Source organism: Geobacter hydrogenophilus, assembly GCF_018501225.1.
GTDB classification, from domain to species: Bacteria; Desulfobacterota; Desulfuromonadia; order Geobacterales; family Geobacteraceae; genus Geobacter; species Geobacter hydrogenophilus.
Map to the genome: position 1 here is coordinate 184,694 of NZ_JAHCZI010000005.1, position 23,897 is coordinate 208,590.

Here is a 23,897-nt window from a genome sequence, read left to right on the forward strand (position 1 = left end):
CACGCACCGCGGTCAACTAATCAACCGACTTCCTCAGGAACGTCGGAATGTCGTACTGGTCCTCCTCATCGGAGAAGAACCCCTTCTGGCGGCTGTAAGAGGGCTCCCGCTGCTGCTTCTCGCGGATGAAGGTGGGAATCTCGCGATTCACCTCCTGGCGGGTGCCGGGGGGGGTGACGGACTTCAACTCCTGGCGCTGCTTCTCCACGTCAAAACGGTCGCCGAACCCGGTGGCGATGGCGGTCACCTTGAGCTGCTCCCCAAGGGTCTCGTCGATGGTGACGCCGATGATGATGTTGGCATCCTCGTGGACCTTCTCGTGGATGGTCCGGTTCACCGCCTCGAACTCGTCCATGGTCATGGCGGCGGAGCCGGAGATGTTCACCAGCACCCCCTTGGCGCCGGAGATGTCCACGTCCTCCAGGAGCGGGCTGGAGATGGCGCGCAGGGCCGCTTCAACCGCCCGGTTCTCGCCGGCGGCGATGCCGATTCCCATCATGGCCATGCCCCGCTCGCTCATGATGGCCTTCACGTCGGCGAAGTCCACGTTGATGAAGCCGCTGGTGGTGATGAGGTCGGAGATGCCCTGGACCGCCTGGCGGAGCACGTCATCGGACGGTTTGAAGGCGTCGAGGATCGACATGGACTTGCCGGCCAGCCCGATGAGCCGGTCGTTGGGAATGACGATGAGGGAATCCACGTGTTTTTTTAGCTCTCGAATCCCGTCATCGGCCTTGGCCAGGCGCTGCTTCCCTTCCCGGGAAAAAGGCTTGGTGACCACGCCGACGGTGAGGGCGCCCACTTCCTTGGCAACCTCGGCGATAATGGGCGCTGCGCCGGTGCCGGTGCCGCCCCCCATGCCGGCGGCGATAAAGATCATGTCCGCCCCTTTGAGAGTTTCCGCCAGCTGCTCCCGGTCCTCCTGGGCCGCCTCGCGCCCCCGGGACGGATCGGCACCGGCCCCGAGCCCCTTGGTGAGCTGCCGGCCGATCTGAATCTTGATGGGCGCCTTGGAGATGCGCAGGGCCTGCACGTCGGTGTTGGCCACGGCGAAGTCAACCCCGCCGACCTGGCTCTCGATCATGGTGTTGACCGCATTCCCCCCGCTGCCGCCGACGCCGATGACCTTGATCTTGGCACACTGATCGATGCTTTCGTCGAATTCGAACATACCCTACCCCCTTTTTCCTTTCATGATGTGTTTGGTTGTCATTGCAATACAGAACAAAACATGAATGCGAACAATACGCTCCGGTGACTAGAAAAACTCCCCGAACCACTCCTTCATCCGCCGGGAGACCCGCCGGAAGAGGTTCTCGTCGGTCTGGGCCGTGGGGAACTCGCGGATGCCGACGTTCTTGCTCCCGTAGACCACGAGCCCGACCCCTGTTGCGTAGACCGGCGAGTTGACCACATCCACGAGGCCGCCGATCTGCTGGGGCATGCCGCGACGCACCGGCAGGTTGAAGACCTGCTCGGCCAGTTCCGGCATCCCCTCGAGGATGGTGGTGCCGCCGGTGATGACCACGCCGGAGGCGATGAGGTCCTCAAAGCCCGATTTCATGATCTCGCGGTTCACCAGGGTGAAGATCTCCTCCACCCGCGGCTCCAGGATCTCGGCCAGAAGCTGGCGGGAAAGGACCCGCGGCTTGCGGCCTCCCACGCTCGGCACCTCGATGGTCTCTTCCTTCCCCACCAGGGACGCCATGCAGCAGCCGTACTTCTGCTTGATCTTCTCCGCCTCGGCCATGGGAGTCCGGAGTCCCACGGCGATGTCGTTGGTGAGGTGGTTCCCCCCCAGGGAAAGGACCGAGGTGTGCTTGATGGCACCGTCCACGAAGATGGCGATGTCGGTGGTGCCGCCGCCGATGTCCACCAGGGCCACCCCCAACTCCTTCTCGTCGGCCGACAGGACCGCCTCGGAGGAGGCCAGCTGCTCAAGGACAATGTCGGCCACGTCGAGGCCGGCCCGGTTGCAGGCCTTCACGATGTTCTGGGCGCTGGCCACGGCGCCGGTCACGATGTGGACCTTGGCTTCGAGCCGCACCCCGCTCATGCCAAGGGGCTCGCGGATGCCGTCCTGGTCGTCGATGATGAATTCCTGGGGAAGGATGTGGATCACCTCCCGGTCCATGGGGATGGCGATTGCCTTGGCCGCGTCGATGACCCGCTTCACGTCTTCGGAGGTCACCTCGCGGTTCTTGATGGCGATCACCCCCTGGGAGTTGAATCCCTTGATGTGGCCTCCGGCGATCCCCGCATAGACGGAGCGGATCTCGCAGCCGGCCATGAGTTCAGCCTCGGAGACCGCCTTCTTGATGGACTCGACGGTGCTCTCGATATTGATCACGACACCCTTGCGCATCCCCCGTGACGGGCTGCTGCCGATCCCGACGATGTCGATGCCGTCCTCGGTAACGTTGCCGACAATGGCACAGATCTTCGTTGTGCCGATATCGAGTCCGACGATCAGGTTATCCCTTCGTGCCGACATAGTGTTTCCCCCTCCCCCGCTTTATCCTTTTTTGACGATGATCTTGTCCTGGTAGTCGCAGTCGATGTACTCAACTGCCGTCATCTGCGTCTTCAGTTCCCCATAGACCGTGGCAAAACGGGCCAGTTTGGTCTCGTACCCATCCTTGCCAAGCCGTACCGGCACGCCGCCACCGGCGGTGAAGAGAGTGAGTCCGAATCCCTTGTCGATGTGAATCTCCGAAACATCGGCCAGGGTAAAGGCACTCCCCTTCTTCAGCATATCCATGAGGGCCACGGCGCCGGTAAGCATCTCCCTGGCCCCCTTGGGATCCCGGGCCAGGTCATCCTCGGTGATGCCGGTTATGACCGGAAAGTTGAGGCTGTCACCTTGGGTAAGGGGCTTGAAGACCTCCCCCTTGGCATCCAGGTAGTAGAGGAACCCCATGTTCACCACTGCCACTGGCTCCCGCTCCACCACCTCGATGCGGATGGTGTGGGGGAAGTAGCGGCGCACCTGCACCTTCTCTATCCAAGCGTTCTTGGCCAGTTGTTCGCCGATGCGGCGCAACCGCAGCCCCAGCATGGAATCGCCCCTTCTCACCCCAGCCTGTCCAAGAACTTCGTCACGGGTCAGGTGCCTCAACTTCGACACCTCGATGGCCTCCACCTGAAGCACCGCCATCTCGTACCGGGAGGCAAACGTGTATCCCTTGTAGCCTGCGCCCCCCACGACCGCCACGGCCAGCGCGCCGAGCACGGCCCGGCTCCCCCAGGTGATGAGGGGGCGCCAGTTGATCGGCTTCCGCTCCTTCTTTACCCGGTTGCGGCTCTTCTGGGCCGGCTGGATTCGTGTTTTTACGTGTAGATCGCGCATGGACGTCCGTGAATCAGAATTCTGAAATCGACAACAATTAGCAGTCGCTCCTAGTTTTCCGTACCGATCTTCAAAGAAGCTGAAACAAGTATCCGCTCCACCAGCTCCTCGAAATCGATCCCGGCCTCCTTCTGGGCAATCTCCGGCAGGAGGCTCAGGGCCGTCATCCCCGGCAGGGTATTCACTTCAAGGAGAAAACAGTCACCCCCCTCGGTCACCAGGAAGTCTACCCGGCTGTACCCGGCGCACCCCAGAGCCCGGTGGGCCTTCTCCCCTTCGGCGAGGAGCTTGCGGTACAGGTCGGCGGGAAGCACCGGCGGACAGATGTGCTCCGCCATGCCGTCGGTGTACTTGGCCTCGAAGTCGTAGAACTCCTTCTTCGGCACAATCTCGATGGCTCCCATGGCCCGGTCGTCGAGAATCCCCACTTGGATCTCCCGCCCCTTGACGAACTTCTCCACCAGAATCTCGTTGTCGTAGCGGAACGCAGTCTCCAAAGCGGCGGAAAGCTCCTCAGCCTTCTTCACGATGCTCACCCCTACCGACGACCCCTCCTGGGAGGGCTTCACCACCACGGGGAGATCAATGCCGGCCGAAACGGGGTCGAAGGTTTCGCCCCGCACGAGTACCCGGTGGTGGGTTATCGTGAGGCCGGCGGCGGCAAAGGCCTGCTTGGCAAAAATCTTGTTCATGGCCAGGGCGCTCGCAAGGACCCCCGAGCCGGTGTAGGGGATTCCCATGAGTTCCAGCACCCCCTGGACCGCCCCGTCCTCGCCGTAGCGGCCGTGAAGGCAGATGAAGGCCACGTCGATCCATTCCCTGACGAGAACCTGGGGGAGATCGCGGTCCACATCAATGGCAACGGCGTCATATCCCCGGGCCAGAAGCGCCTTGTGCACCGCTCCCCCGCTGGAGAGAGAGACCTCCCGTTCCGCCGAGAGCCCTCCCATAAGCACGCCGATCTTCTTGGTTTTCAGTTCATCACTGGTCATCGAGTTTTCGCCTGAGCGCTTCTTGGAAGCGGTTCTTTAATCACCCTTCACCGACAATCCTGACCTCTTCTTCAAGAGCTATGCCGGTACGTTGTTTTACTGCCTCTTTAATTCGGGTAGCCAAGGCAAGAAAATCGGCAGCCGTCGCCCTCCCCCGATTTATCAGGAAGTTAGCGTGGGCCTCCGACACCTGGGCGCCCCCCACCCGCTCTCCCCGAAGCCCAGCTTCGTCAATCAGCCGCCAAGCAGCGGTCCCCTCCGGATTTTTAAAGAAGGACCCGGCATTGGGAAAGCCGACTTTTTGACTCGCGGCCCGGTGTTCCAGATAACCGGCGATCCGTACCCCGATCTGATCGGGATCGGCCGGATCCAGGCGAAAGGTTGCCCCAACAATAATCTCGCCAGGCGCAAGCCTCAGGAATCGGTAGCCGTAATCGAGGCCGTCGCGGCCGGTTTGCAGCATCTCCCCGTCCCGGATGGTGAGGAGTTCCTCCACTCGGTCAACCACCGCTCCGCCGTGGGCTCCGGCGTTCATGGCCAGGGCGCCGCCAACCGTGCCGGGAATGCCGCAGAGAAACTCAAGCCCCCCAAGCCCCCTGTCCCGCAGCAGCTGCACGAGCTGCCGGTTGGTTACTCCGGCCCCGGCCATCACCTTCTCACCGGCGAGCAGGGTCATCTCATCCAGGCGCGCGAGGGAAATGACCACTCCCCGGATGCCGCCGTCCCGTACCAGGAGGTTGTATCCTCCGCCGACCACCAGGTAGGGGGTACCGGTTTCAGCCAGAAGCGCCAGGAGCGCCGCGAGATCATCCCGGTCAGCCGGGATGACGAAGAAGTCGGCGGCTCCCCCCACCTTAAGCGAGGTGTGGCGCGCCATCGGCTCATCCCGCAGGGTCTCCCCCCTCACGTATGCACGGAGACGGGCGTACAGTTCGTCGTTCAAAGAGCTATCCCTCTGCCGTCTCCAGCTTCCGGAGCAGGGCCTCCCCGGTCTGCCAGATGTTGCCGGCGCCGAGGGTCAGGACGATGTCACCGGGCCTCACGATCTGGACCAGGTGGTCGGGGAGCGCCTCCCGATCAGCGATGTACGTCACATCCCGCTGTCCGTGCTTGCGGATATTCTCCGCCAGACGCTCCGCCGTCACCCCCTCGATGGGGTTCTCGCCGGCCGAGTAGATGTCGGTGAGCACCAGCACGTCGGCATCGTAGAAGCAGGTGACGAATTCGGCGAAGAGCTCCTTGGTCCGGCTGTAGCGGTGGGGCTGGAAGGCCACCACGAGCCGCCGATCGGGCCAGCCGCTCTTGCCCGCGGCCAGGGTGGCCCGGATTTCCGCCGGATGGTGGCCGTAGTCGTCAACCACGGTGATGCCGTTCACCTCTCCCTTTACCTGGAAACGCCGCCCCACGCCGCCGAACTTGGCAAACCCCTCCTGGATCTGGGCAAAGGGAACATCGAGCTCCATGGCCACGGCGATGCACGCGAGGGCGTTCAGCACGTTGTGGGCACCGGGCATCGCGAAGGAAACCTCCCCCATCCGGTACCCCTTGTAGTGGGCCACAAAGGAGGTGGTTCCCCCTTCGAGGCGGATGTGGGTAGCGCGGATGTCGGCTTGGGACGAAAGGCCATAGGTGACGAACCGCTTCTTCACCCGCGGAAGTATCTCGGCGATGTTCCGGTCTTCCAGACAGAGGACCGCCAGACCGTAGAAGGGTATCTTGTTGATGAAATCGACGAAGGTATCCTTGATCTGCTCGATGCCGCCGGTGTAGAAGTCCAGGTGGTCGGCGTCGATATTGGTCACCACCGCGATGGTGGGGGAGAGCTTCAGGAACGAGCCGTCGGACTCGTCGGCCTCGGCCACCAGGAACTGCCCCTGGCCGAGCTTGGCGTTGGTGCCGAGGGTGTTGAGCTTGCCGCCGATGACGATGGTGGGGTCAATGCCGCCGTGGGTGAGGACCGTGGCCACCATGGAGGTGGTGGTGGTCTTGCCGTGGGTGCCGGCGATGGCGATCCCGTACTTCATCCGCATCAGTTCCGCCAGCATCTCTGCCCGGGGTATCACCGGGATCATGCGCCGCTTGGCCTCCACCACCTCGGGGTTGTCGTCGTGGACCGCCGTGGAGGTCACCACCACGTCCACATCGGCCAGGTTTTCCCGGGCGTGGCCGAAACGGATGTCCCCCCCGAGGGAGGCAAGGCGGTCGGTGGTTTCCGATTGCTTCAGGTCGGAGCCGGACACCTTGTACCCCAGGTTCAGGAGCACCTCGGCGATGCCGCTCATGCCGATGCCACCGATACCGACGAAGTGGATTTTCTCGATCTTTCCGTACATATCTATTTTTCTTTCCTTTGACTTGTCATCATTTCGTCAACGATCACCTGGGCCGCATCGAGTCGCGCAAGCCCCTGGGCCGCCTCTCCGACGCTTTTCAGCCGCGCCGGGTCGACCATGAGATCCCGGATGGTTTTCGCCAGCACCTCACCAGAGAGTTCCTGCTCGATAATCACGAATCCGGCCCCCCGCTTGAGGAGCGCCTCGGCGTTTCGACGCTGGTGGTCGTCCACGGCGTGGGGATACGGGATAAAGATGCACGGCTTGCCGCAGGCGGTTATCTCGGCGATGGTGGTGGCCCCTGCCCGGCAGACCACCAGGTCGGCCCAACGGTAGGCATCGGCCATAGAATCGATGAACGCCACCACGTCGGCGGCGATCCCCTGTTCCTCATAGACCGAGGTCACATCTTCCAGATCATTCTCGCCGGTCTGGTGGGTGATCCGCAGCCTCTCCTTCACGTCCTCCAGATAGGGCAGAACTTCTCCCATGATCAGGTTGATCCGGTGAGCCCCGGCGCTTCCGCCAAAGACCAGGAGGTGAAAGGCATCATCGGCCCGTTCTTCCTGAGGGGCAAGGGCAACCTGCTCCAGTATCTGGCGACGGAGCGGGTTCCCGGTCAGCAGCGTCCGCTCCTCGGGGAAAAACTTCCGTGACTCTTCCAAAGAGATAAAGACCCGCTCGGCCACCGTGGCAAGCATCTTGTTGGTGAAGCCGGGGATCGCGTTCTGCTCGTGGATGAAGCGCGGAATCGACATTCCCCGGGCGGCCAGCAGTGCCGGCGCAGACGCGTACCCACCCACGCCCAGGACCAGATCGGGCTTGAACTCCTTGAGGATCTTCCGGGACTGGGCATAGCCGTAGAGGAACTTGGCAAGCCCCTTGGCCCGGGCGACGCTCCCCTTGCCACGAATGCCGGCAGCGGTGATGCATTCGAGCCGGTACCCCAGCTTCGGCAATACCCGTGCCTCGATTCCCCGCCAGGTCCCCACGAAGAGAACCTCGTTCCCTTTCTTGCGAGAGAGGAACTCCTCGGCCACCGCAATGCCGGGAAAGAGATGCCCCCCGGTTCCGCCGCCCGCGATCAGAAGTCTCATGGCGTCCCCTTCATCCGGGTTGACACGTTGAGGAGAATCCCCACCGCGAAGAGCGTTACAATGAGGGAACTGCCACCATAGCTGATGAACGGCAGCGCCAGTCCCTTGGTGGGGAGAAGCCCCGTGACGACCCCCATGTTGACGAAGGCCTGAATGCCGAGCAGCGTCACGATCCCGAAGGCCAGAAAGCGCCCGAAGGGGTCCTGGGCCATGAGAGCCACCCGCACCCCCCGAAGCACGAGCATCAGGAACATGGCCGCGATGACGATGACGCCGATGAGCCCCAGTTCCTCCCCAATTACCGAGAGGATGAAATCGGTGTGGGCCTCGGGGAGGAAGAACATCTTCTGTTTCCCCTCGCCGAGCCCCTGGCCGATGATGCCGCCATTGCCGAAGGCGAGCCATGACTGGATGATCTGGAAGCCGGTGTTGGTGGGATCCTCCCAGGGATTCAGGTATGCCAGGATGCGACGGCGCCGATAGTCCACGTTCATGACGAGGAAGTAGAGGAACGGCAGCGCCAGCACCACCATTCCGAGGATGTAGCGAGGCCTGGTGCCGGCGGCGAAGAGCATGAGAATAGCTACCCCACCCATGGTGAGGGCAGCCCCCAGGTCGTGCTGCTTAAGGAGGATCGCCAGCAGGATGGCAAGGAGCACCATGTAGGGGGCGAAGCCGGTGGAGAAGAACTTCACCTTTTCCTGCTTCTTGTCGAGGGAATAGGCCATGTACATGATCAGCGCCATCTTGGCCAGCTCCGACGGCTGGAAGTTGAAGCCCGGAAACCTGATCCAGCGGGAGGCACCCTTGGCAGCGCCGCCGATTCCCGGAATGAAGACCAGGAAGAGAAGCAGCAGGCAACCGAGGAGAATCGGAACGGCATACTCCCGCCACTGCCGGTAGTCTATCCGCATGGCGAGCACCATGCCCGCGAACCCCATCAGCGCGTAGATCCCCTGACGCTTCAGGAAGTAGAACCCGTCGTGAAACTTCTTGGTGGCCATGACCGAAGAGGCCGAGTAGACCATCACCACACCGAAGCAGGTGAGGGCCACCGCCATCAGGAGGATGACCAAGTCGTAACGCTCGATCTCTTTCAGGTTCAGTTTGAAGTTCAGGTTCACGGGCGCTCTCCCGTGCCGAGGGCGTTTACGGCCGCGCGGAAACGCTGGGCCCGCTCCTCGTAGTCGCGGAACATGTCGAAACTGGAGCAGGCCGGCGAGAAGAGAACCACCCCTCCCGATTCCGTGAGTCTCGCTGCCAGCTCGACCGCTTCCTCAAGGGTCGTGGCCATGCGGGTGTCGGTAAGGCCCCCCAGTTCCCGGGCCATCCGTTCCTTTGCCTCGCCGATGAGGACCATGTGCCGCACCCGCTCCGTCACCAGGGGGGCCAGGGGTGCGTACGACCCCCCCTTGTCCTTCCCTCCGGCAATGAGGGTGATGTCATTGAAACTGGCCAGCGCCTTCTCCACACTTCCCACGTTGGTGGCTTTGCTGTCCTCGTAGTAACGGACGCCTGCCAACTCCCGAACCAGCTCCATCCGGTGGGGGAGTCCGCCGAACCCTTCGACGGCCGCAAGGGCCTGTATTGCGTCGCACCCCAGGAGGAGGGTCGCGGCGAGGGAGGCCATGATGTTTTCGATATTGTGGACTCCGGTGATCCGGAACCGGGCGGTGGGGAAGCACTCCTCACGCCCGCCGTGACGGAAGGTGATGACGCCGTCCCGGTGAAAGATCCCCTCGGCAAGCTCCCGCTGTTGGCTCATGGGGAATACCGTCGCGGCAACCCGCCCGGCAATGCCGGCCACGATGGGATCATCCACGTTCAGCACCGCGAAATCAGACGATTGCTGGTTCTCGAAGATCCGCACCTTGGCGTCGATGTACTCAAGGAACGTGGCATAGCGGTCCAGGTGGTCCTCGGTGATGTTGAGGAGCACCGCCACCCGCGGACGGAAGGAGCTGATCCATTCCAGTTGGAAGGAGCTGATCTCCACCACCACCCGTTCTACCGCCTCGCCTCCCTCGATCAACTCGATGAGGGGATTGCCGATGTTCCCCCCCACGAAGGTCCGGAACCCGCAGGCGCTGAAGATCTCCCCTGTCAGGGTCGTGGTGGTGGTCTTGCCGTTGGTCCCGGTGATGGCCACCACGGGGGCGGTGACGAACCGGGATGCCAGTTCGATCTCGGTAATCACCTCGCGTCCGGCCCTGCGGGCCGCCTGGAGGTAGGGGCTCTCCTGGGGGACGCCGGGGCTCACCACCACCACGTCGGCAGCAGCGAAATCGGTCTCATCGTGGTGGCCCAGCACGTACCGCACGGGAAGTCCTGCCAGCTCCCCGAGGGGGCCAGCCAGGGCGGACTCGTCGCGAAGGTCGGTCACGGTTACCCGCGCCCCGTTTCGCACCAGAAAGCGGGCCACCGCCACGCCTGTGCGGGCAAGGCCTACGACCAGTATGTTCTTTCCCGAAATATCCATGCTATCTCAGCTTCAGGGTCGAGATCGCCACGAGGGCCAGGATAATGGTGATGATCCAGAACCGGACGATGATCTTCGGCTCCGCCACACCCTTGAGCTCGAAGTGGTGGTGGATGGGGGCCATGCGGAAGATCCGCTTCCCCCGGTACTTGTAGGACCCCACCTGGAAGATGACCGACAGGGCCTCAACGACGAACACCCCGCCAACGATGACGAGGAGGATCTCCTGCTTGGTGATGACCGCCAGGGTCCCGAGCCCGCCGCCGAGGGAGAGGGAGCCCACGTCCCCCATGAAGACTTCGGCGGGGTAAGCGTTGTACCAGAGAAAGCCTATCCCCGCGCCCACCATGGCTCCGCAGAGGACAGCCAACTCGCCGGCACCGGGGACATAGGGGGTCTGCAAATAGCTGGATAGTTTAGCATTGCCGGCTATGTAAGTAAACAGCAGATAGGTTGCTGCGTTGATGGCCACGGGACCGATGGCCAGACCGTCGAGGCCGTCGGTCAGGTTCACGGCATTGCTCGCCCCCACGATGACCAGCATGGCAAAGGGGATATAGAACCAGGAAAGGTCAGGATGGAGTCGCTTGAAGAAGGGGAAGGCGAGTTCGGTCGACATATTCACCACAAAAACCAGGAAACAGACCGCCATGCCGGCGATCAGCAACTGGCCGGCCATCTTCTGGCGGGGGGAGAGCCCCTTGGGGTTTTTCTCCACCACTTTCTTGTAGTCGTCGGTGAAACCGATAAGCCCGTACCCCACGATCACAAAGAGAGTGGTCCAGACGTAGCGGTTCGTCAGGTCGGCCCACAGAAGCGTCGGAATCACGATGGATGCGAGGATGAGAATCCCGCCCATGGTGGGAGTACCCGACTTCTTCAGGTGGGATTCGGGACCGTCAGTGCGGATAACCTGCCGGGCCTGGAGCGCCTCCAGCTTCCGGATGACCCAGGGGCCAAGAATGAACGACACCAGCAGGGCGGTGATGACGGCGTAGATGGTCCTGAACGTCAGGTACTTGAAGACGTTGAAGATCCTGAAGTCGCTCGCCAGTGGATAAAGGAGATGGTAGAGCATTAGGCCGAGGCCCCCTTCCCGAGGGACGCGGCAAAGACTTCACGCATCTTTTCCGCGACCCGATCCATGGCCAATCCCCGGGAACCTTTCACGAGAATAAAATCGCCCGCCGCGGTGGTCCGCCGCAGGTCCGCCACGATGGCATCGTGGCTCGTGGCAACCGTAACAGCATCGTCCGCGAGCCCTCCCTCCAGGGCTCCAGCAGCAACAATGCCGGCCATTCCCCCCATCACATAGAGACGATCGACGCAGGTGGCGGCCAGAAGTCCCAGCTGGCGGTGGGCCTCCTCGGTCCCTTCGCCCAGCTCGAGCATATCGCCAAGAACCGCCACCGCCCTGTGTCCTTCGCGGATCTCCCGCAGTGTGGTGAGGGCTGCCGCCATGGAGGCGGGGTTAGCATTGTAGCTGTCGTCGATGAGGATGACGTCCCCCACCTCCTCCAGGTTGAACCTCCTGGCATAGGGTGAAAACTCTCCCAGCCCCCGGGCTATGGTCTCGGCGGAAACCCCAAGGACATGGGCAGCCGCGGCAGCGGCAAGGGCATTGGCGACATTGTGACGACCGAAGGCCCGCAGGGTGACCGGAACCGATTCTGTGGGAAGCCGGAGAATGAACTGCTGGCCATTGCGCCCAAGATTCTCGACCGCCTCGGCAGTGACATCGGCGTTGTGGAGCCCGAAGGAAACACGACGAACTCCCTCGGGGGAGGGACAACGGGCGATAAGGGGATCGTCGGCGTTGAACACGGCGCACCCCTCTGCGGGGAGCCGCAGGAATAGCTCTCCTTTGGCCCGCGCCACCCCCTCGACACTCCCCAGGGTCTCCAGGTGGGCCGGATAGGCGTTGGTGATGATCCCCACATCCGGACAGGCAATCTCAGCCAGACGGTCGATCTCGCCAAAGGCGCTCATCCCCATCTCCAGAACAGCCCAACGATGAGAGGTATCGAGGCGAAAAAGCATCTGGGGAAGCCCGATCAGGTTGTTGAGGTTCCCCTCTGTTTTGAGTCCGGGACCGGTCTGCCCCAGGATAGAGGCCAGCATCTCCTTGGTGGTTGTCTTGCCGTTGCTCCCGGTCACGGCCACCACCGGGATGGCAAAGCGCTGCCGGTGAAAAGTCGCCAAATTGCCAAGGGCCTTCAGGGTATCGTCAACGGCGATGGCGGAGACACCGGGCGGAAGTTCGTTCTTCTCCAGCCACTGGTGCTCCGCAAGCACAACCCGCACCCCGCGATCGCAGGCAACGCTGAGGTAATCGTGACCGTCAAACCGCTCACCCCGCAACGGCACGAACAGCTCGCCGGACTTAACCGTACGGGAGTCGGTCGACACCCCCTCCACGCCGGCAGTTTTCCCTTCGCCGACGAGGGTGCCTCCCGTTGCCTTACGTATGTCTGCCAGAGAGAATAACACGCTATCCCTGTCCTTTGGATGACAGTTCCCGAAAAGCGGCAGCAGCCTCTTCCCGATCGTCGAAGTGGTGCTTCGTCGTCCCGATAATCTGGTAGTCCTCGTGTCCCTTGCCAGCAAGGAGCACGACATCCCCCGGACATGCCACGCGGGCGGCCAGCCTGATTGCCTCGCGTCTCGATTCCACCACGGTAAATCCTTTGGCAGCGAAACCGGTGGTGAGTTCTTCCGCCCCATACTCCCGGAGCCCTAGCGAACGGATGCCCCCGAGAATCTCGCCGATGATCGCTCCGGCATTCTCGGTTCGCGGGTTGTCGGAGGTGACGATGGATAGATCGCTGAAACGCCCTGCAATCTCCCCCATGACGGGCCGTTTTCCCCGATCCCGGTCTCCGCCGCAGCCGAATACGGTGATGATCCGGCCGGCGGCGATCTCGGCAACGGTTTTCAGGACATTCTCCAGGGCGTCGCCTGTGTGGGCATAATCGACCAGCACCATTACCCCACGGTCGTTATCAACCCGCTCAAGGCGTCCTGGGACCCGGACATCCCCCTCGATTCCCCCGCGAATTGCATCCAGGGAGAGTCCCAGGGCCACGCCAGCCGCCACAGCCGCCAGGATGTTGTAGAGGTTGAACCGCCCCAGAAGCCGCGAGTGAAATGGTATCGTACCAAGCGGGGTAGCGAGGGTACCGGAGATTCCATCGACAGAAAAGGTGACCGTCTCGGCCCGGACCAGGGCCGAAGGAGACAGACCGTAGCTCACCACCGGCGCAACCGCGTCACGGGCAAGTCGGGCACCATAGGGGTCGTCAACGTTAATGGCCGCGGCACGTCGGGGTTTCATGTCGTCCGCTGCCAGAAGCTCGGTAAAAAGCCGCGCCTTGCTTTCGAAGTACGACTCCATGTCCCGATGATAGTCCAGGTGGTCACGGGTGAGATTGGTGAAGACGCCGACATCGAAGCGGCATCCGTCAACCCGCCGCTGTTCAAGGGCATGGGAGGAAACCTCCATGACCACACCTTGGGCGCCCCGGTCCACCAGATCGCGTATGGTCAGCTGCAGATCTACCGACTCGGGAGTTGTGTGGGGAGCCGGGATAGTCTTGTCACCGAAGCGGTAGCTGATGGTCCCGAGAACCGCCGCAGGGATGCCGGCTCGGGCCAAGACGGCCTCCACCAGGTACGTGGTGGTCGTCTTGCCGTTGGTCCCCGTGATACCGACCACGGGAATACCATCGGTGGGGTTGCCGCAGAAGGCTGCGGCAGCGCGGGACATGGCAAGACGCGCGTCATCGACCTTCAGCCAGGTCATTCCTTCGGGGACCCGCGACGAATCCTCCACCACCACGGCAACTGCGCCACGGTCTCGCGAGGCGGCAATGTAATCATGGCCGTCTGTCGCCACTCCCCTCAACGCGAAAAAGAGACCGCCGGACCGCACCTGCCGTGAATCGCAGTAGAGCCCTTCGATCTCCAGCGCCAGAGTTCCTTCCGTTTCAGAGGGATTAATGACCCGTGCCAGATCTTCCAGTCTCATGTTCCCTCGCCGTAGAATTTACTCGTGATCATTTCCATCTTTCTTCAGCCAACCTTGCTATGCCGTCGGCGCAAACTTGACCCAAACCTGGTCGCTGGGCTTGATCCGGTGCCCGGGAAGGGGGCTCTGCTCAATGGCCCGCCCGCTTCCGTGAAGACGTACGTTGAGCCCCTTTTCTTCCATAACCTTGAGTGTCTGGCGCATGCTCATCCCCCGGAAGTTGGGCATCACAATCCCCTCTCCCTCCTCGACGATCGCCCCTTCGGCGGCCTCCACAGCCTCCGGATTTGCCTTGGCCTCCACCGCCTTCGGCTTGCTCCTGACGACGGTGTCGGGCGGCACTTTAAGGTAGCAGAGGGTCTGCAAGGCGATGCTGCTGAAGGCTGGAGCGGCCACCACACCGCCATAGGGGCTTGTCTTCGGCTCATCAATCACCACAAGAATGGTGATTCGGGGACGGTCTGCGGGGACAAATCCGATGAAGGACGCGGTCCGTTTCGTGGCGGAGTACCCGTGGGTAACCGGGTCCACTTTCTGGGCAGTGCCGGTCTTGCCGGCAACCCGGTAGCCTTCAACCGAGGCATTGGTTCCGGTCCCCCCCTCGGCGGCAACCCCTTCCATCATCCGGGAAACTGTTTTGGCCGTTTCAGGGGAAATGACCCGCCGGCGCACCTGTGGCTCGAAAGATGTGACCACGTTCCCTTCGCTGTCGGTGATTTTCTCGACCAGATAGGGTTTCATGAGAACCCCGCCGTTGGCAATGGCCGATACGGCGGAGGCCAGTTGCAGGGACGATGTCGTCACACCCTGACCAAACGAAATGGTGGCGAGATCAATGCCGTACCACTGGCTCCAGGGCCGCAGGCTTCCCCCCACTTCACCGGGCAGATCAACCCCGCTCCTGTCGCCGATTCCAAAATTCTTCAGGTAGGTGTACAAGCGTGACGGTCCCAGGCGGCTCCCGATTTTGGCGGCGCCGATATTGCTGGAATACTTGAGGACATCGGCGATACTGAGCCGGCCGTACTTGTGCGTATCGTGGATTGTCCTTCCGCCGATCGCGTAACTTCCTCCCTCGCAATTTATGCCGTCGCCGGGCCGGATCACCTTTTCCTCCAACGCGGCGGCGATCAGGAAGGTCTTGAAGGTGGAACCGGGCTCATAGCTGTCGGCAACGGCGCGGTTACGCCATACCTGCGGAGAGTAGGAGGCATGGGAGTTCAGATTGAAGGTCGGATAATTTGCCATGGCCAGCACCTTGCCGGTGTGGGGATCCATCACGAGCGCGGTACCGGCGCGGGCTCCGCTTTTTTCCACCGCCTGGGCCAGTTCCTTCTCGGCGATATACTGGATGTTCTTGTCCAGGGTAAGAGTGACGTTGTGCCCCATGGCTCCATTCTGGATCACCGTCCCCTTGAGGGCCACATTGCGTCCCAGGGCGTCCCGCTCTGTCACCAGATAGCCGGTTCCACCAAGGATCGTGGAGTCATAGCGTCGTTCTACCCCCTCCAGTCCCTCGGGGTCCAGGCCGGTGAACCCGATCACGTGGGCAGCCACCTCTGAGTTGGGATAAAAGCGCTTTGTCTCTTTGACGAAACCGATCCCCTCGAGATCCAGATCCCGGATTCGCTTCACCACATCAGGGGTAAGCCGCCGTTGGAGCCAGACGAAGTTCTTGTTCCCCTGAAGCTTCTTCAGGATCGACTCCTTTGGCATGCCAAGGACTGGCGCCAACTGCGCCGAAGCCGAGCCCAAGTCCTCCATGGACTTTGGCTCGGCATAACAGGAATCCATCTCAACCGAAACTGCCAAGGCGGCGCCATTCGCATCGTAGATCGTCCCGCGAACCGGCGTAAGGGGAATAATCTTCTGGTGCTGCCGATCGGCGAGCTTCAGAAGGTAATCGCGCTTGATCACCTGAAGGTAAAAGGCACGGCAGAACGTCAACGCAAAGAGGAGAACGAAGAACCCCCCGATGAAGCGGATACGGAGAGTTATCCATTTCTCCGCGTCGTACCTCATTTCACTACCACCACCTGCTGGTCAGTGGGGAGCGCCATGCCGAGGTCCCCCTTGGCAAGGGCCTCGATCCGGGCCGGAGTTTTCAGGGATGCAACCTCGAGCCGCAACCTGTTCTGCTCTTCCTGGGCTTCCTTAAGGAAGCGGTTGGCCTCGGCGATCTCCAGGTTCAAGTCAATGACCCGCACCCGGGACCACACATGGAAAACCGAAACGAGTGTCAGCAAAACCATGACCGCCAGAAGAAAGGGAAACATCTCCCCCCTCTGGGCGTACATCGCCTCAAGCTTTTTCGGTGCCGCCACCTTGGTAAAATCGGTTCTCGCCTGCGCCATACTCCCTCCAATAACTCTCACAGCTTTTCCACTGCCCGCACCTTGGCGCTCCGCGCCCTCGGGTTTGTCGCCACTTCGTCCCCTCCCGCCATTACCGGCTTTCCGGTAAGGATGCGGACGCGGGGCTTGTTGCCGCATACACATCGGGGTAGCATTTTCGGGCAGGTGCATCCCTGGGCATAGCGGCGGAAAACGGTCTTGACGATCCGATCCTCAAGGGAGTGAAACGAAATCACCACCCCCCTCCCCCCCGGGGCCAGACGTTCGATACCGGCCACAAGGCCCCGCTCCAGGCTTCCGAGCTCGTCGTTCACGGCAATGCGAAGCGCCTGGAACGTCCGCGTGGCCGGATGGATCCGCTCTTCCCACGCTGCCCGGGGAATCGCCCCCTTCACACAATCAACCAGCTGAAGCGTACTCTTGATGGGTCCGTGCTGCTCCCTCGCCTTGACAATGAACGCGGCGATCCGCTTCGCCCACCGTTCTTCTCCATACTCCCGAATTAGTCGAGCCAGCTCGTCTGCAGAGAGTTCATTCACCAGGTCGGCGGCAGTCTCGCCGGTTTCCGAATCCATCCGCATATCGAGGGGAGCATCCACCTGAAAGCTAAATCCACGCTCCGCCGTATCAAGCTGGTGGGATGAAACACCGAGATCCAAGAGGAAGCCGTCGATGGCGTTAATTCCCAGCGTGGCAAGCGACTCGTCCATGGCTGCAAAATTCGAACGAATGCACGTAACACGGTCCCCGTAGAAGGAGAGCCGTTCCCGGGCAGCAACCAGAGCCTCCGGGTCCCGGTCGAACCCAACCAGAACGCCATCGGGCGAAGACGCCTCAAGAATCATCCGGGCATGGCCGGCACCTCCCAGGGTCCCATCCACATAGACTCCGCCCGGCCGGGGGGAGAGCAGGGCAAGCACTTCCGTCGGCATGACCGACAGATGACCGAACTCCGCCACTAGAGACCCAGCTCCGCCACCGCCTCGGAGTCCGAGGGGAACGCCTTCATGTCATGGGCGCGCACCTTATCCCATTCTGACTGGCTCCAGATTTCCACTTTTTTCATGGCTCCCACAAACAGGATTTCCCGCTCCAGAACCGCATTCTTGCGAAGATGTGGGGGCACCAGCACCCTTCCCAGCTTGTCGGCCGAACATTCGACCGCCGGCGCAACGATAGTGCGCATGATGCTGTTGCGCTGAGCCGAGGTAAGCCCCTTGCCGTTCAGAAACGACTCCTCAAAGAGGAACCATTCCTGATAGGGGAATATAAGGAGTCCCGAGCTATAAACCCCGCCCCCGAGATCCACGGGAACCGAATTCGTGACAAAAAAGCGCTCATCACCGAAGCTCTCCACGAGCACATCCCTGAACCTGGCCGGCAGGCTCGTCCGCCCCTTGGCGTCGATGGTTGTCTCGTAGATCCCCCGGAACATTCCCGCTCACCCCTTGCCACATTTTACCACAATTTACCACTTCGTGGCACAAATCATACCGACCCCCCCGGGGGTTGTCAAGGCAAAACCGGCCCGCACTGTGTGTTTTTTTATCCATATTTTTCAACACGTTACCATACGCATGACAACGGTGAACCGAAACACCGGGTCCCCTGTCGGCAACAACGGCTCGGCAACAAAAAAACCAACAATTAACATCACTTAAGCGAATAATTCGGAAGGGGAATGATGCAACGTGGAAAAGAGAGGCATGAACCGGAGGGAAAAAGGGGGCCAAGCCCCCATGAATCACTTGTCTTTTTTTCGATCAAGAAGAGAAACCACTTTTCCCCCCTTACCCTGATCTTTTTCTTCTTCAGGGGGAGCGGGGGAGGGTTGCGGAGGAGAAGGGGCAGAGGCAGAATCTCCCTGGACCGGAGAGACCACTTTCTCCATCCGGATAGGAGTTCCTCCCATGGTGAAAGGGGCGCCGTTGATCTGCGCCTCTTCAAGAATCCATGTATAGATCTCAAGCGGCACCGTCAACACCAGAAGCCTGACCCGCCACCAACCAGCCTTGACATCCGGCGAAATGTCCTCGATCCGGGCGTAGAAGCCGGGCTTGCTGTCGATATGAACCAACACGAGATCATTGATCGTTGTCGCCATTGGCACACCTTTCCAGATTATGGTTGTATCCCAGGATCGCCATCCTTCGCGCCGCACCGGCACGGTGGGCAAAAAGCTGCTCCAGCTTCCCATAAAGGGCCCTGAGCTGCCGCTCGCCCCGATAGAAAGCCTCAATCCGTTCCGGCTCCCACAGCTCTTCGACCCGCTCGCAATTGAAGGTAATACAGGGAAAAGGGCGGAGGGATGGCGCCATCATGCAGCCGCAGTCATCGAGATAGGGGCAGACATCGCGGTTAAAGCGCGGGGTAAAGAGGGGTTCTCCTTCTGCCAAAAAGACCAGGATGTCGGCCACAGTGACGTGGTACTTTCCCCGCAGGCAGCATTGGCCACCGCAGGATGCACAGATGCCCCCGCTACCCATCTCCTGGGCAAGGGAATGAAGCTCCCTCCTGGCCTCCCTGATCGCCGTGGCCAGCGTCTTCACCTCTCCCTGCAGGGCCGACGGCAAGGCGGCATAGTCGGCAGAGACGGCGGCGATGCCACAGTCCCAGCGCTCACGATCGTTCATGGAATACTCTTTGAAAAAAATAATTGGCCGAAGCAGCCCATAAGCCGGGTTCTGTTCCCGCCGCGGGTTACCCCTTGGCGGGCGATGACCATTCCTCTGGGACCGCCGTTGCCGACGGCCTCAAGCAGCCAACCCGGAAGCACGGACGGGCCGTCCTTGACGCTTCCCTATTCGGCCTTGCTCCTGGTGGGGTTTACCTGGCATCCGACGTCACCGCCGGACCCGGTGAGCTCTTACCTCACCCTTTCACCCTTACCCGCCGGAGCGGGCGGACTTCTCTCTGTGGCACTATCCCTGGGGTCGCCCCCGCTGGACGTTATCCAGCACCATACCCTGTGGAGCCCGGACTTTCCTCCCTCCGCGGACGGAGAGCGGTCATCTGTTCTGCTTCGGCCAAACCTTGAACTGTGCCAGGACTATTGAACGTCCTGACGCAGAAACAACATCCGCTGGCAGTGGGGGCAGAGCACCAGGTCATCCCCTCGGAAGAGGCTGTTGTAGAGCTGCGGCGGGAGATTCATGTTGCACCCGGAGCAGTTGCCTGCCCGCGCCTCCACGATGGCAATCCCCTGGCGCCGCTCACGCAGGGCCAGGTAACGCTTGACGAGGGAGGCGGGGATCGCCTTTGCCGTTGCCTCCTTGGCAGCCGCATCGGCGGCGAGCTCCCGGTCGATCCGGTCAAGCCCCTCCTGGATTTCCGCTTTGCGGCTCGCCATGTTTTCCTCAAGAGAGGTCAGATCGGCTTCACGGGCGGCTATGTCGGCGGTCAACTCCTCGGCCTGGGCCGATTTCTGAAGTACCTGCTCCTCCAGCTCAGCCTTGAGCTTGCGCGCAGCCGTGATCTCCTTGACCACTGCCTGGTACTCCTTCTGGGTCTTGATCTCCTTCTGGCGCATCTCGGAACGGGCGATATTCTCATCCTCCGTGGCCAGACTCGCTTCAAGCCCCCGCTTCTCCTCATCGAGAAGTGCCAGTTCGCCCCGCTTCGCCTCCACTGCAAGCCGCGTCTCTTCCACCTGCTGGTCCAGTTCCGCCATCTGATCGAGCAGCGCCTGCCGCTCTCCCTGACGGCCGTCGATTTTCAAGTCAAGCTCCTGCAACTCCTCAAGCATAAACAGATTTTTGCGCACCCCATCAACCTCCCTTAACCCAGTATGTTACCTTCACAGTCAGAGCGATACCGTCATCGCCACGTGAACGGATCACGCTCCCCACAGAAGGGAATAACCTCTGCCTCGAAACGGCGCGACGCGAGTTCCACCGCCATCCGCTTCGCTACACTCTCCACCATGAGTACCTCCGTGCCGAAGTGCCCCCCGTCGACAATGGCCACGCCAAGGGCTTCGGCATCGCGGGCCTCATGGTACTTCACATCACCCGTCACCAGCACGTCCGCGCCCTGTCGCTGGGCGTCACGCAGCAGCGACATGCCGCTCCCGCCACAGAGTGCCACCTTCCTGACGGGACGAGCGCCATCCCCGACAAACCGCACGCCGGCAAGACCGAGGCGCCCTTTGACTTCGTCGGCAAAGGCACTGACCGTAGTCTCCTCCGCAAGGACGCCGATTCTGCCTAGTCCCTGCTCTGGCCCCCTGTTCAGGAGCGGGAAGAGGTCAAAAGCGGGTTCCTCGTAGGGATGTGCCTTGACCAGGGCGGTCACGGCTGCCGAAAGGTTCCGCTTCTCCAGAAGCACCTCGATTCGCGACTCCTCCACGTATTCCCGCGTTCCCACCTGGCCGATGAACGGTTGCGCGCCCGCCAGGGGCTTGAAGGTGCCGGTGCCGGCACACTGAAAGGAACAGTCACGGTAGGCGCCGATAACGCCGCTGAAGAGAAAGAGGGCATCCCGCACCTGTTCCTCGTGTCCCTTTGGTACAAACACGACAAGCTTCACGAGACTTTCTGAGGTCGTCACTTTTAACGGCCGGCAGTTGCTGACGCCGAGGCGCTCAGCCAGGAGATCATTCATCCCGCCAGAGGCGATGTCGAAATTGGTGTGGAGAGAGATAACTGCCAGGGAGTGGCTTGCGGCTTTCAGAACGAGACGTCCGATGGGGTCTGCGGAGGAAATATGCTTGAGGGGACGAAAAATGAAGGGGTGATGAGTGAGGAGAAGCTGGCATCGGTCGGCGATTGCCGCATCGATTGTGTCCGGAGTGCCGTCGAGGGCCACCATGATCCGGGTAGCGGGCTCCGACGGATTCCCCACCATGAGCCCCACGTTGTCCCACTCTTCGGCGAGGTCATGCGGAGCTATTTTATTAACAATTCCAACTATATCCGAGACTTTTGGCGTAATCATTCGTGGTAAAAGAAAAAGAGTGCCACCCTTCGGGCCGCACTCCTTTTTGAAACAGTATGAGTGGTCGTTGTTGACCGGTGATTTCGGGGCATCCCCTGCTTCATCCTGACAAATTTCGGGTGGTGGGCCCACCAGGACTCGAACCTGGGACCGACCGGTTATGAGCCGGTTGCTCTAGCCAACTGAGCTATAGGCCCGAAAACGAAGATTCGATACTACGCAAAGGGGCGCGACGTGTCAAGGTTTTTTCCGTACCAACCGACAGGAGAGCTGGAGATGAAGCCAATAAATTCGCTCCGTTTCCCAATCGGGACCTTCAGTACAGATCATACTTCAAGAGTCGGCATTCGAGGGGGCCGTTGAAAAGAGCAATCCTGCGGGAAGCCTTGAGTCCTACCTCCTTGGCGAGGCCAATGCTCCCCGTGAAGAGCCAGGCAGTGTAACCGGCGCAGCGCTGTTTGAAAACATCGCCGATCTGGCGATAAAAGGATTTCAGTTGTTCCTCGTCACCCAGACGCCGTCCGTAGGGAGGATTCGTAAGGATGACTCCCGGCGCAGGAGGCGGAACGAGTTCTCGCAGGTCCCGCGCCTCAAAGGATACGAACTTATCGACGCCGGCACGGCGACTGTTGCCACGGGCTAAGGCAAGAACATCCTCCAGACGGTCGCTGCCGAGAATGGGCACGGCAAGCGTTGTCCGTTCCGTCTGCCGCGCCTCCTCAAGGAGCCGCCGCCAACGGGTGGCATCAAAGGCAGGCCAGCGCTGGAACCCGAAGCGCTCCCGGACAAGCCCGGGCGCGCGGTTCAAAGCCATGAGGGCTGCCTCTATGAGGATCGTCCCGGAGCCGCAGAGGGGGTCGACCAAGGGAACCGTCCCATCCCAACCGGTGAGAAGCACAAGGGCCGCGGCCAAGGTCTCCCGCAGAGGAGCCTCGCCGGCCTCGGTCCGGTACCCGCGGCGGTCAAGTCCGGTGCCGGAGCTGTCGAGACTGATGGTGCAACGGTTGCGGACCAAATGGACATTAACCAGGAGATCGGGATCCTTGGGATTCACGCTGGGGCGGCGTCCGAACCGGTCCCGGAGGGTATCGACGATGGCATCCTTGGTCTTTAGGGCCACAAACCCCGAGTGGGTAAGGGCCGAATCGCGCAGCACGCATTCAACGGCAAGGGTCGTGTCAGGGGTGAGATAGCGGTCCCAGGGGAGGGCACGGACCCCGTCGTAAAGATCCTGCGGCGAGTGGCACTGAAATTCGGTCAGGGCGACAAGGATGCGGCTCGCAGTCCTGAGCCAGAGATTGGCCCGGTAGCAGGCGGAAAGATCCCCCGTGAAACGGACCCCCCCCTTCTCCATGGTCACTCCGCCGAGGCCGAGGCCGGTCATCTCCCGAGCCAGCACCTCCTCCACCCCCTTGGCGGTGGTGGCAAAGAATGACTGCTCGCCGTCGAAGGGTCCGGCCGCTGCTTTTCTCCTGATGATCGTCAAGGGGTTTCCTCCGCAAGAACGGCGTTGATGGCGGCAACTCCCTCCCGGGCACCGCAGGAGAGGGAGAGGTGTGGCGCGCGGATCTGGGGCTCTCGCGGATTGATCCGCACGGCCAGCGCATCGGAACGGGAACCAAGTTCCTCGGTCAGATAACGGATAGTCGGGATGGCGGTGCCGGCCCCCATCTCGACCACCACCAGACGCCCCCCCCGGATGTCGGCGAGGAACTCGTCAAAGTTCCGCTGTTGCCGGGCCGAGCGGTCGCTCACCCAGCCGTAGTCGCCGAACATGAGTATATTGGGGCGAGCCACGGCGCCGCAGTGGATGCAGCGGGGGACGTGCCCAGCCCGCATGGTCGCCTCGTCCACCGGAATAGTCTCCCGGTTCTCCCAGATGGCCATGGTGCAGGGCGTCGTGCACTGGAGGTGGTGGATGGAGCCGTGGACTTCCAAGATACGATCGTCGGCAAACCCGGCCTTCTGAAACTGGCCGTCCACGTTGGAGGTGGCCACGAAATAATCGAGGCCGAACCGTTCGACCCATTCCCGCAGGATGTCGAAGCCGGCATGGGGGACCGTGGCCCGGTAAAGGTTGGTCCGATGGCCGTAGAACCCCCAGCCAAAAGCCGGATCCCGCTCAAAGTGGTCGGGATTCGCGGCCCCCACAAAGGTAATGCCGAGCTTCTGGTACGGGGGATACGCCTTCCAGAACCCGGCGTCTCCACGGAAATCGGGAAGTCCCGAATCAACCCCCATGCCGGCACCGGCGGTTATGACGATGGCATCGGCATGCTTCACCGCCTCGGCGGCAACGCGAACTTTCTCCTGCAGGTCCATGGGCTCCTC

Annotated in this window: 22 protein-coding genes, 1 tRNA gene and 1 other RNA gene; all 24 read right to left on the minus strand. The window is 61.6% G+C overall.

What is annotated here, in order from left to right:
- Positions 1–16 precede the first annotated feature (16 nt).
- The 24 genes from ftsZ to KI811_RS10695 all read right to left on the minus strand — a co-directional run bounded on the left by ftsZ (position 17) and on the right by KI811_RS10695 (position 23,888).
- Positions 17–1,171, minus strand: a complete 1,155-nt coding sequence (ftsZ, locus tag KI811_RS10580) for a cell division protein FtsZ (RefSeq protein ID WP_214186443.1) — start codon at positions 1,169–1,171, stop codon at positions 17–19.
- Between the two features lie 87 nt (positions 1,172–1,258).
- Positions 1,259–2,494: a cell division protein FtsA gene (ftsA, locus tag KI811_RS10585; protein WP_004512388.1), complete on the minus strand. Its 1,236-nt coding sequence runs from the start codon at positions 2,492–2,494 to the stop codon at positions 1,259–1,261.
- A 21-nt stretch (positions 2,495–2,515) separates the two neighbouring features.
- Positions 2,516–3,349, minus strand: coding sequence for a cell division protein FtsQ/DivIB (locus KI811_RS10590; protein WP_214186444.1), 834 nt, complete (start codon positions 3,347–3,349; stop codon positions 2,516–2,518).
- Positions 3,350–3,399: 50 nt separating this feature from the next.
- On the minus strand, positions 3,400–4,341 hold the full coding sequence (locus KI811_RS10595) for a D-alanine--D-alanine ligase (RefSeq protein WP_214186445.1): 942 nt from the start codon (positions 4,339–4,341) through the stop codon (positions 3,400–3,402).
- A gap of 40 nt (positions 4,342–4,381) precedes the next feature.
- Positions 4,382–5,284, minus strand: a complete 903-nt coding sequence (murB, locus tag KI811_RS10600; RefSeq protein WP_214186446.1) for a UDP-N-acetylmuramate dehydrogenase — start codon at positions 5,282–5,284, stop codon at positions 4,382–4,384.
- A 4-nt stretch (positions 5,285–5,288) separates the two neighbouring features.
- A complete protein-coding gene (murC, locus tag KI811_RS10605) occupies positions 5,289–6,674 on the minus strand; it encodes a UDP-N-acetylmuramate--L-alanine ligase (RefSeq protein ID WP_214186447.1) in 1,386 nt (461 codons plus the stop codon).
- 2 nt (positions 6,675–6,676) lie between these two features.
- Positions 6,677–7,771 (minus strand): undecaprenyldiphospho-muramoylpentapeptide beta-N-acetylglucosaminyltransferase, encoded by a 1,095-nt coding sequence (gene murG / locus KI811_RS10610; protein ID WP_214186448.1) that lies wholly within the window; start codon positions 7,769–7,771, stop codon positions 6,677–6,679.
- Positions 7,768–8,895, minus strand: a complete 1,128-nt coding sequence (gene ftsW / locus KI811_RS10615; protein WP_281875233.1) for a putative lipid II flippase FtsW — start codon at positions 8,893–8,895, stop codon at positions 7,768–7,770. Before ftsW ends, murG begins: the two co-directional genes overlap by 4 nt.
- On the minus strand, positions 8,892–10,250 hold the full coding sequence (murD, locus tag KI811_RS10620) for a UDP-N-acetylmuramoyl-L-alanine--D-glutamate ligase (protein ID WP_214186449.1): 1,359 nt from the start codon (positions 10,248–10,250) through the stop codon (positions 8,892–8,894). Before murD ends, ftsW begins: the two co-directional genes overlap by 4 nt.
- Position 10,251: 1 nt before the next feature.
- A complete protein-coding gene (mraY, locus tag KI811_RS10625; RefSeq protein WP_004512381.1) occupies positions 10,252–11,328 on the minus strand; it encodes a phospho-N-acetylmuramoyl-pentapeptide-transferase in 1,077 nt (358 codons plus the stop codon).
- The gene (locus KI811_RS10630; protein WP_214186450.1) at positions 11,328–12,740 is read right to left on the minus strand and encodes a UDP-N-acetylmuramoyl-tripeptide--D-alanyl-D-alanine ligase; all 1,413 of its coding nucleotides are present in this window, start codon (positions 12,738–12,740) and stop codon (positions 11,328–11,330) included. The genes mraY and KI811_RS10630 overlap by 1 nt, the downstream gene beginning before the upstream one ends.
- A gap of 1 nt (position 12,741) precedes the next feature.
- Positions 12,742–14,277, minus strand: a complete 1,536-nt coding sequence (locus tag KI811_RS10635) for a UDP-N-acetylmuramoyl-L-alanyl-D-glutamate--2,6-diaminopimelate ligase (protein ID WP_214186451.1) — start codon at positions 14,275–14,277, stop codon at positions 12,742–12,744.
- Positions 14,278–14,334: 57 nt separating this feature from the next.
- Positions 14,335–16,299: a penicillin-binding protein gene (locus KI811_RS10640; protein ID WP_214186452.1), complete on the minus strand. Its 1,965-nt coding sequence runs from the start codon at positions 16,297–16,299 to the stop codon at positions 14,335–14,337.
- Positions 16,296–16,631: a cell division protein FtsL gene (gene ftsL, locus KI811_RS10645; RefSeq protein ID WP_004512377.1), complete on the minus strand. Its 336-nt coding sequence runs from the start codon at positions 16,629–16,631 to the stop codon at positions 16,296–16,298. Before ftsL ends, KI811_RS10640 begins: the two co-directional genes overlap by 4 nt.
- A 17-nt stretch (positions 16,632–16,648) precedes the next feature.
- Entirely contained in the window at positions 16,649–17,590 is a 942-nt protein-coding gene (rsmH, locus tag KI811_RS10650) for a 16S rRNA (cytosine(1402)-N(4))-methyltransferase RsmH (RefSeq protein WP_214186453.1), read from the minus strand.
- Complete coding sequence (gene mraZ, locus KI811_RS10655) at positions 17,590–18,066, minus strand: division/cell wall cluster transcriptional repressor MraZ (protein WP_214186454.1); 477 nt, start codon at positions 18,064–18,066, stop codon at positions 17,590–17,592. The genes rsmH and mraZ overlap by 1 nt, the downstream gene beginning before the upstream one ends.
- Positions 18,067–18,375: 309 nt before the next feature.
- Positions 18,376–18,735 carry a hypothetical protein gene (locus tag KI811_RS10660; RefSeq protein WP_214186455.1) on the minus strand — a complete coding sequence of 120 codons (360 nt, stop codon included), beginning with the start codon at positions 18,733–18,735 and terminating at the stop codon, positions 18,376–18,378.
- Positions 18,716–19,264, minus strand: a complete 549-nt coding sequence (locus KI811_RS10665; RefSeq protein WP_214186456.1) for a hypothetical protein — start codon at positions 19,262–19,264, stop codon at positions 18,716–18,718. The genes KI811_RS10660 and KI811_RS10665 overlap by 20 nt, the downstream gene beginning before the upstream one ends.
- Before the next feature lie 24 nt (positions 19,265–19,288).
- An RNA gene (gene rnpB, locus KI811_RS10670) (RNase P RNA component class A) lies at positions 19,289–19,656 on the minus strand.
- Positions 19,657–19,680: 24 nt separating this feature from the next.
- Positions 19,681–20,394: a zinc ribbon domain-containing protein gene (locus KI811_RS10675; RefSeq protein ID WP_214186457.1), complete on the minus strand. Its 714-nt coding sequence runs from the start codon at positions 20,392–20,394 to the stop codon at positions 19,681–19,683.
- Between the two features lie 53 nt (positions 20,395–20,447).
- Positions 20,448–21,566, minus strand: a complete 1,119-nt coding sequence (locus KI811_RS10680; RefSeq protein ID WP_214186458.1) for a Nif3-like dinuclear metal center hexameric protein — start codon at positions 21,564–21,566, stop codon at positions 20,448–20,450.
- Positions 21,567–21,686: 120 nt separating this feature from the next.
- A tRNA-Ile gene (locus KI811_RS10685) sits at positions 21,687–21,763 on the minus strand.
- A 119-nt stretch (positions 21,764–21,882) separates the two neighbouring features.
- Complete coding sequence (locus tag KI811_RS10690) at positions 21,883–23,052, minus strand: THUMP domain-containing class I SAM-dependent RNA methyltransferase (protein ID WP_214186459.1); 1,170 nt, start codon at positions 23,050–23,052, stop codon at positions 21,883–21,885.
- A complete protein-coding gene (locus KI811_RS10695) occupies positions 23,049–23,888 on the minus strand; it encodes an SIR2 family NAD-dependent protein deacylase (protein ID WP_214186460.1) in 840 nt (279 codons plus the stop codon). Before KI811_RS10695 ends, KI811_RS10690 begins: the two co-directional genes overlap by 4 nt.
- Between the last annotated feature and the right edge of the window lie 9 nt (positions 23,889–23,897).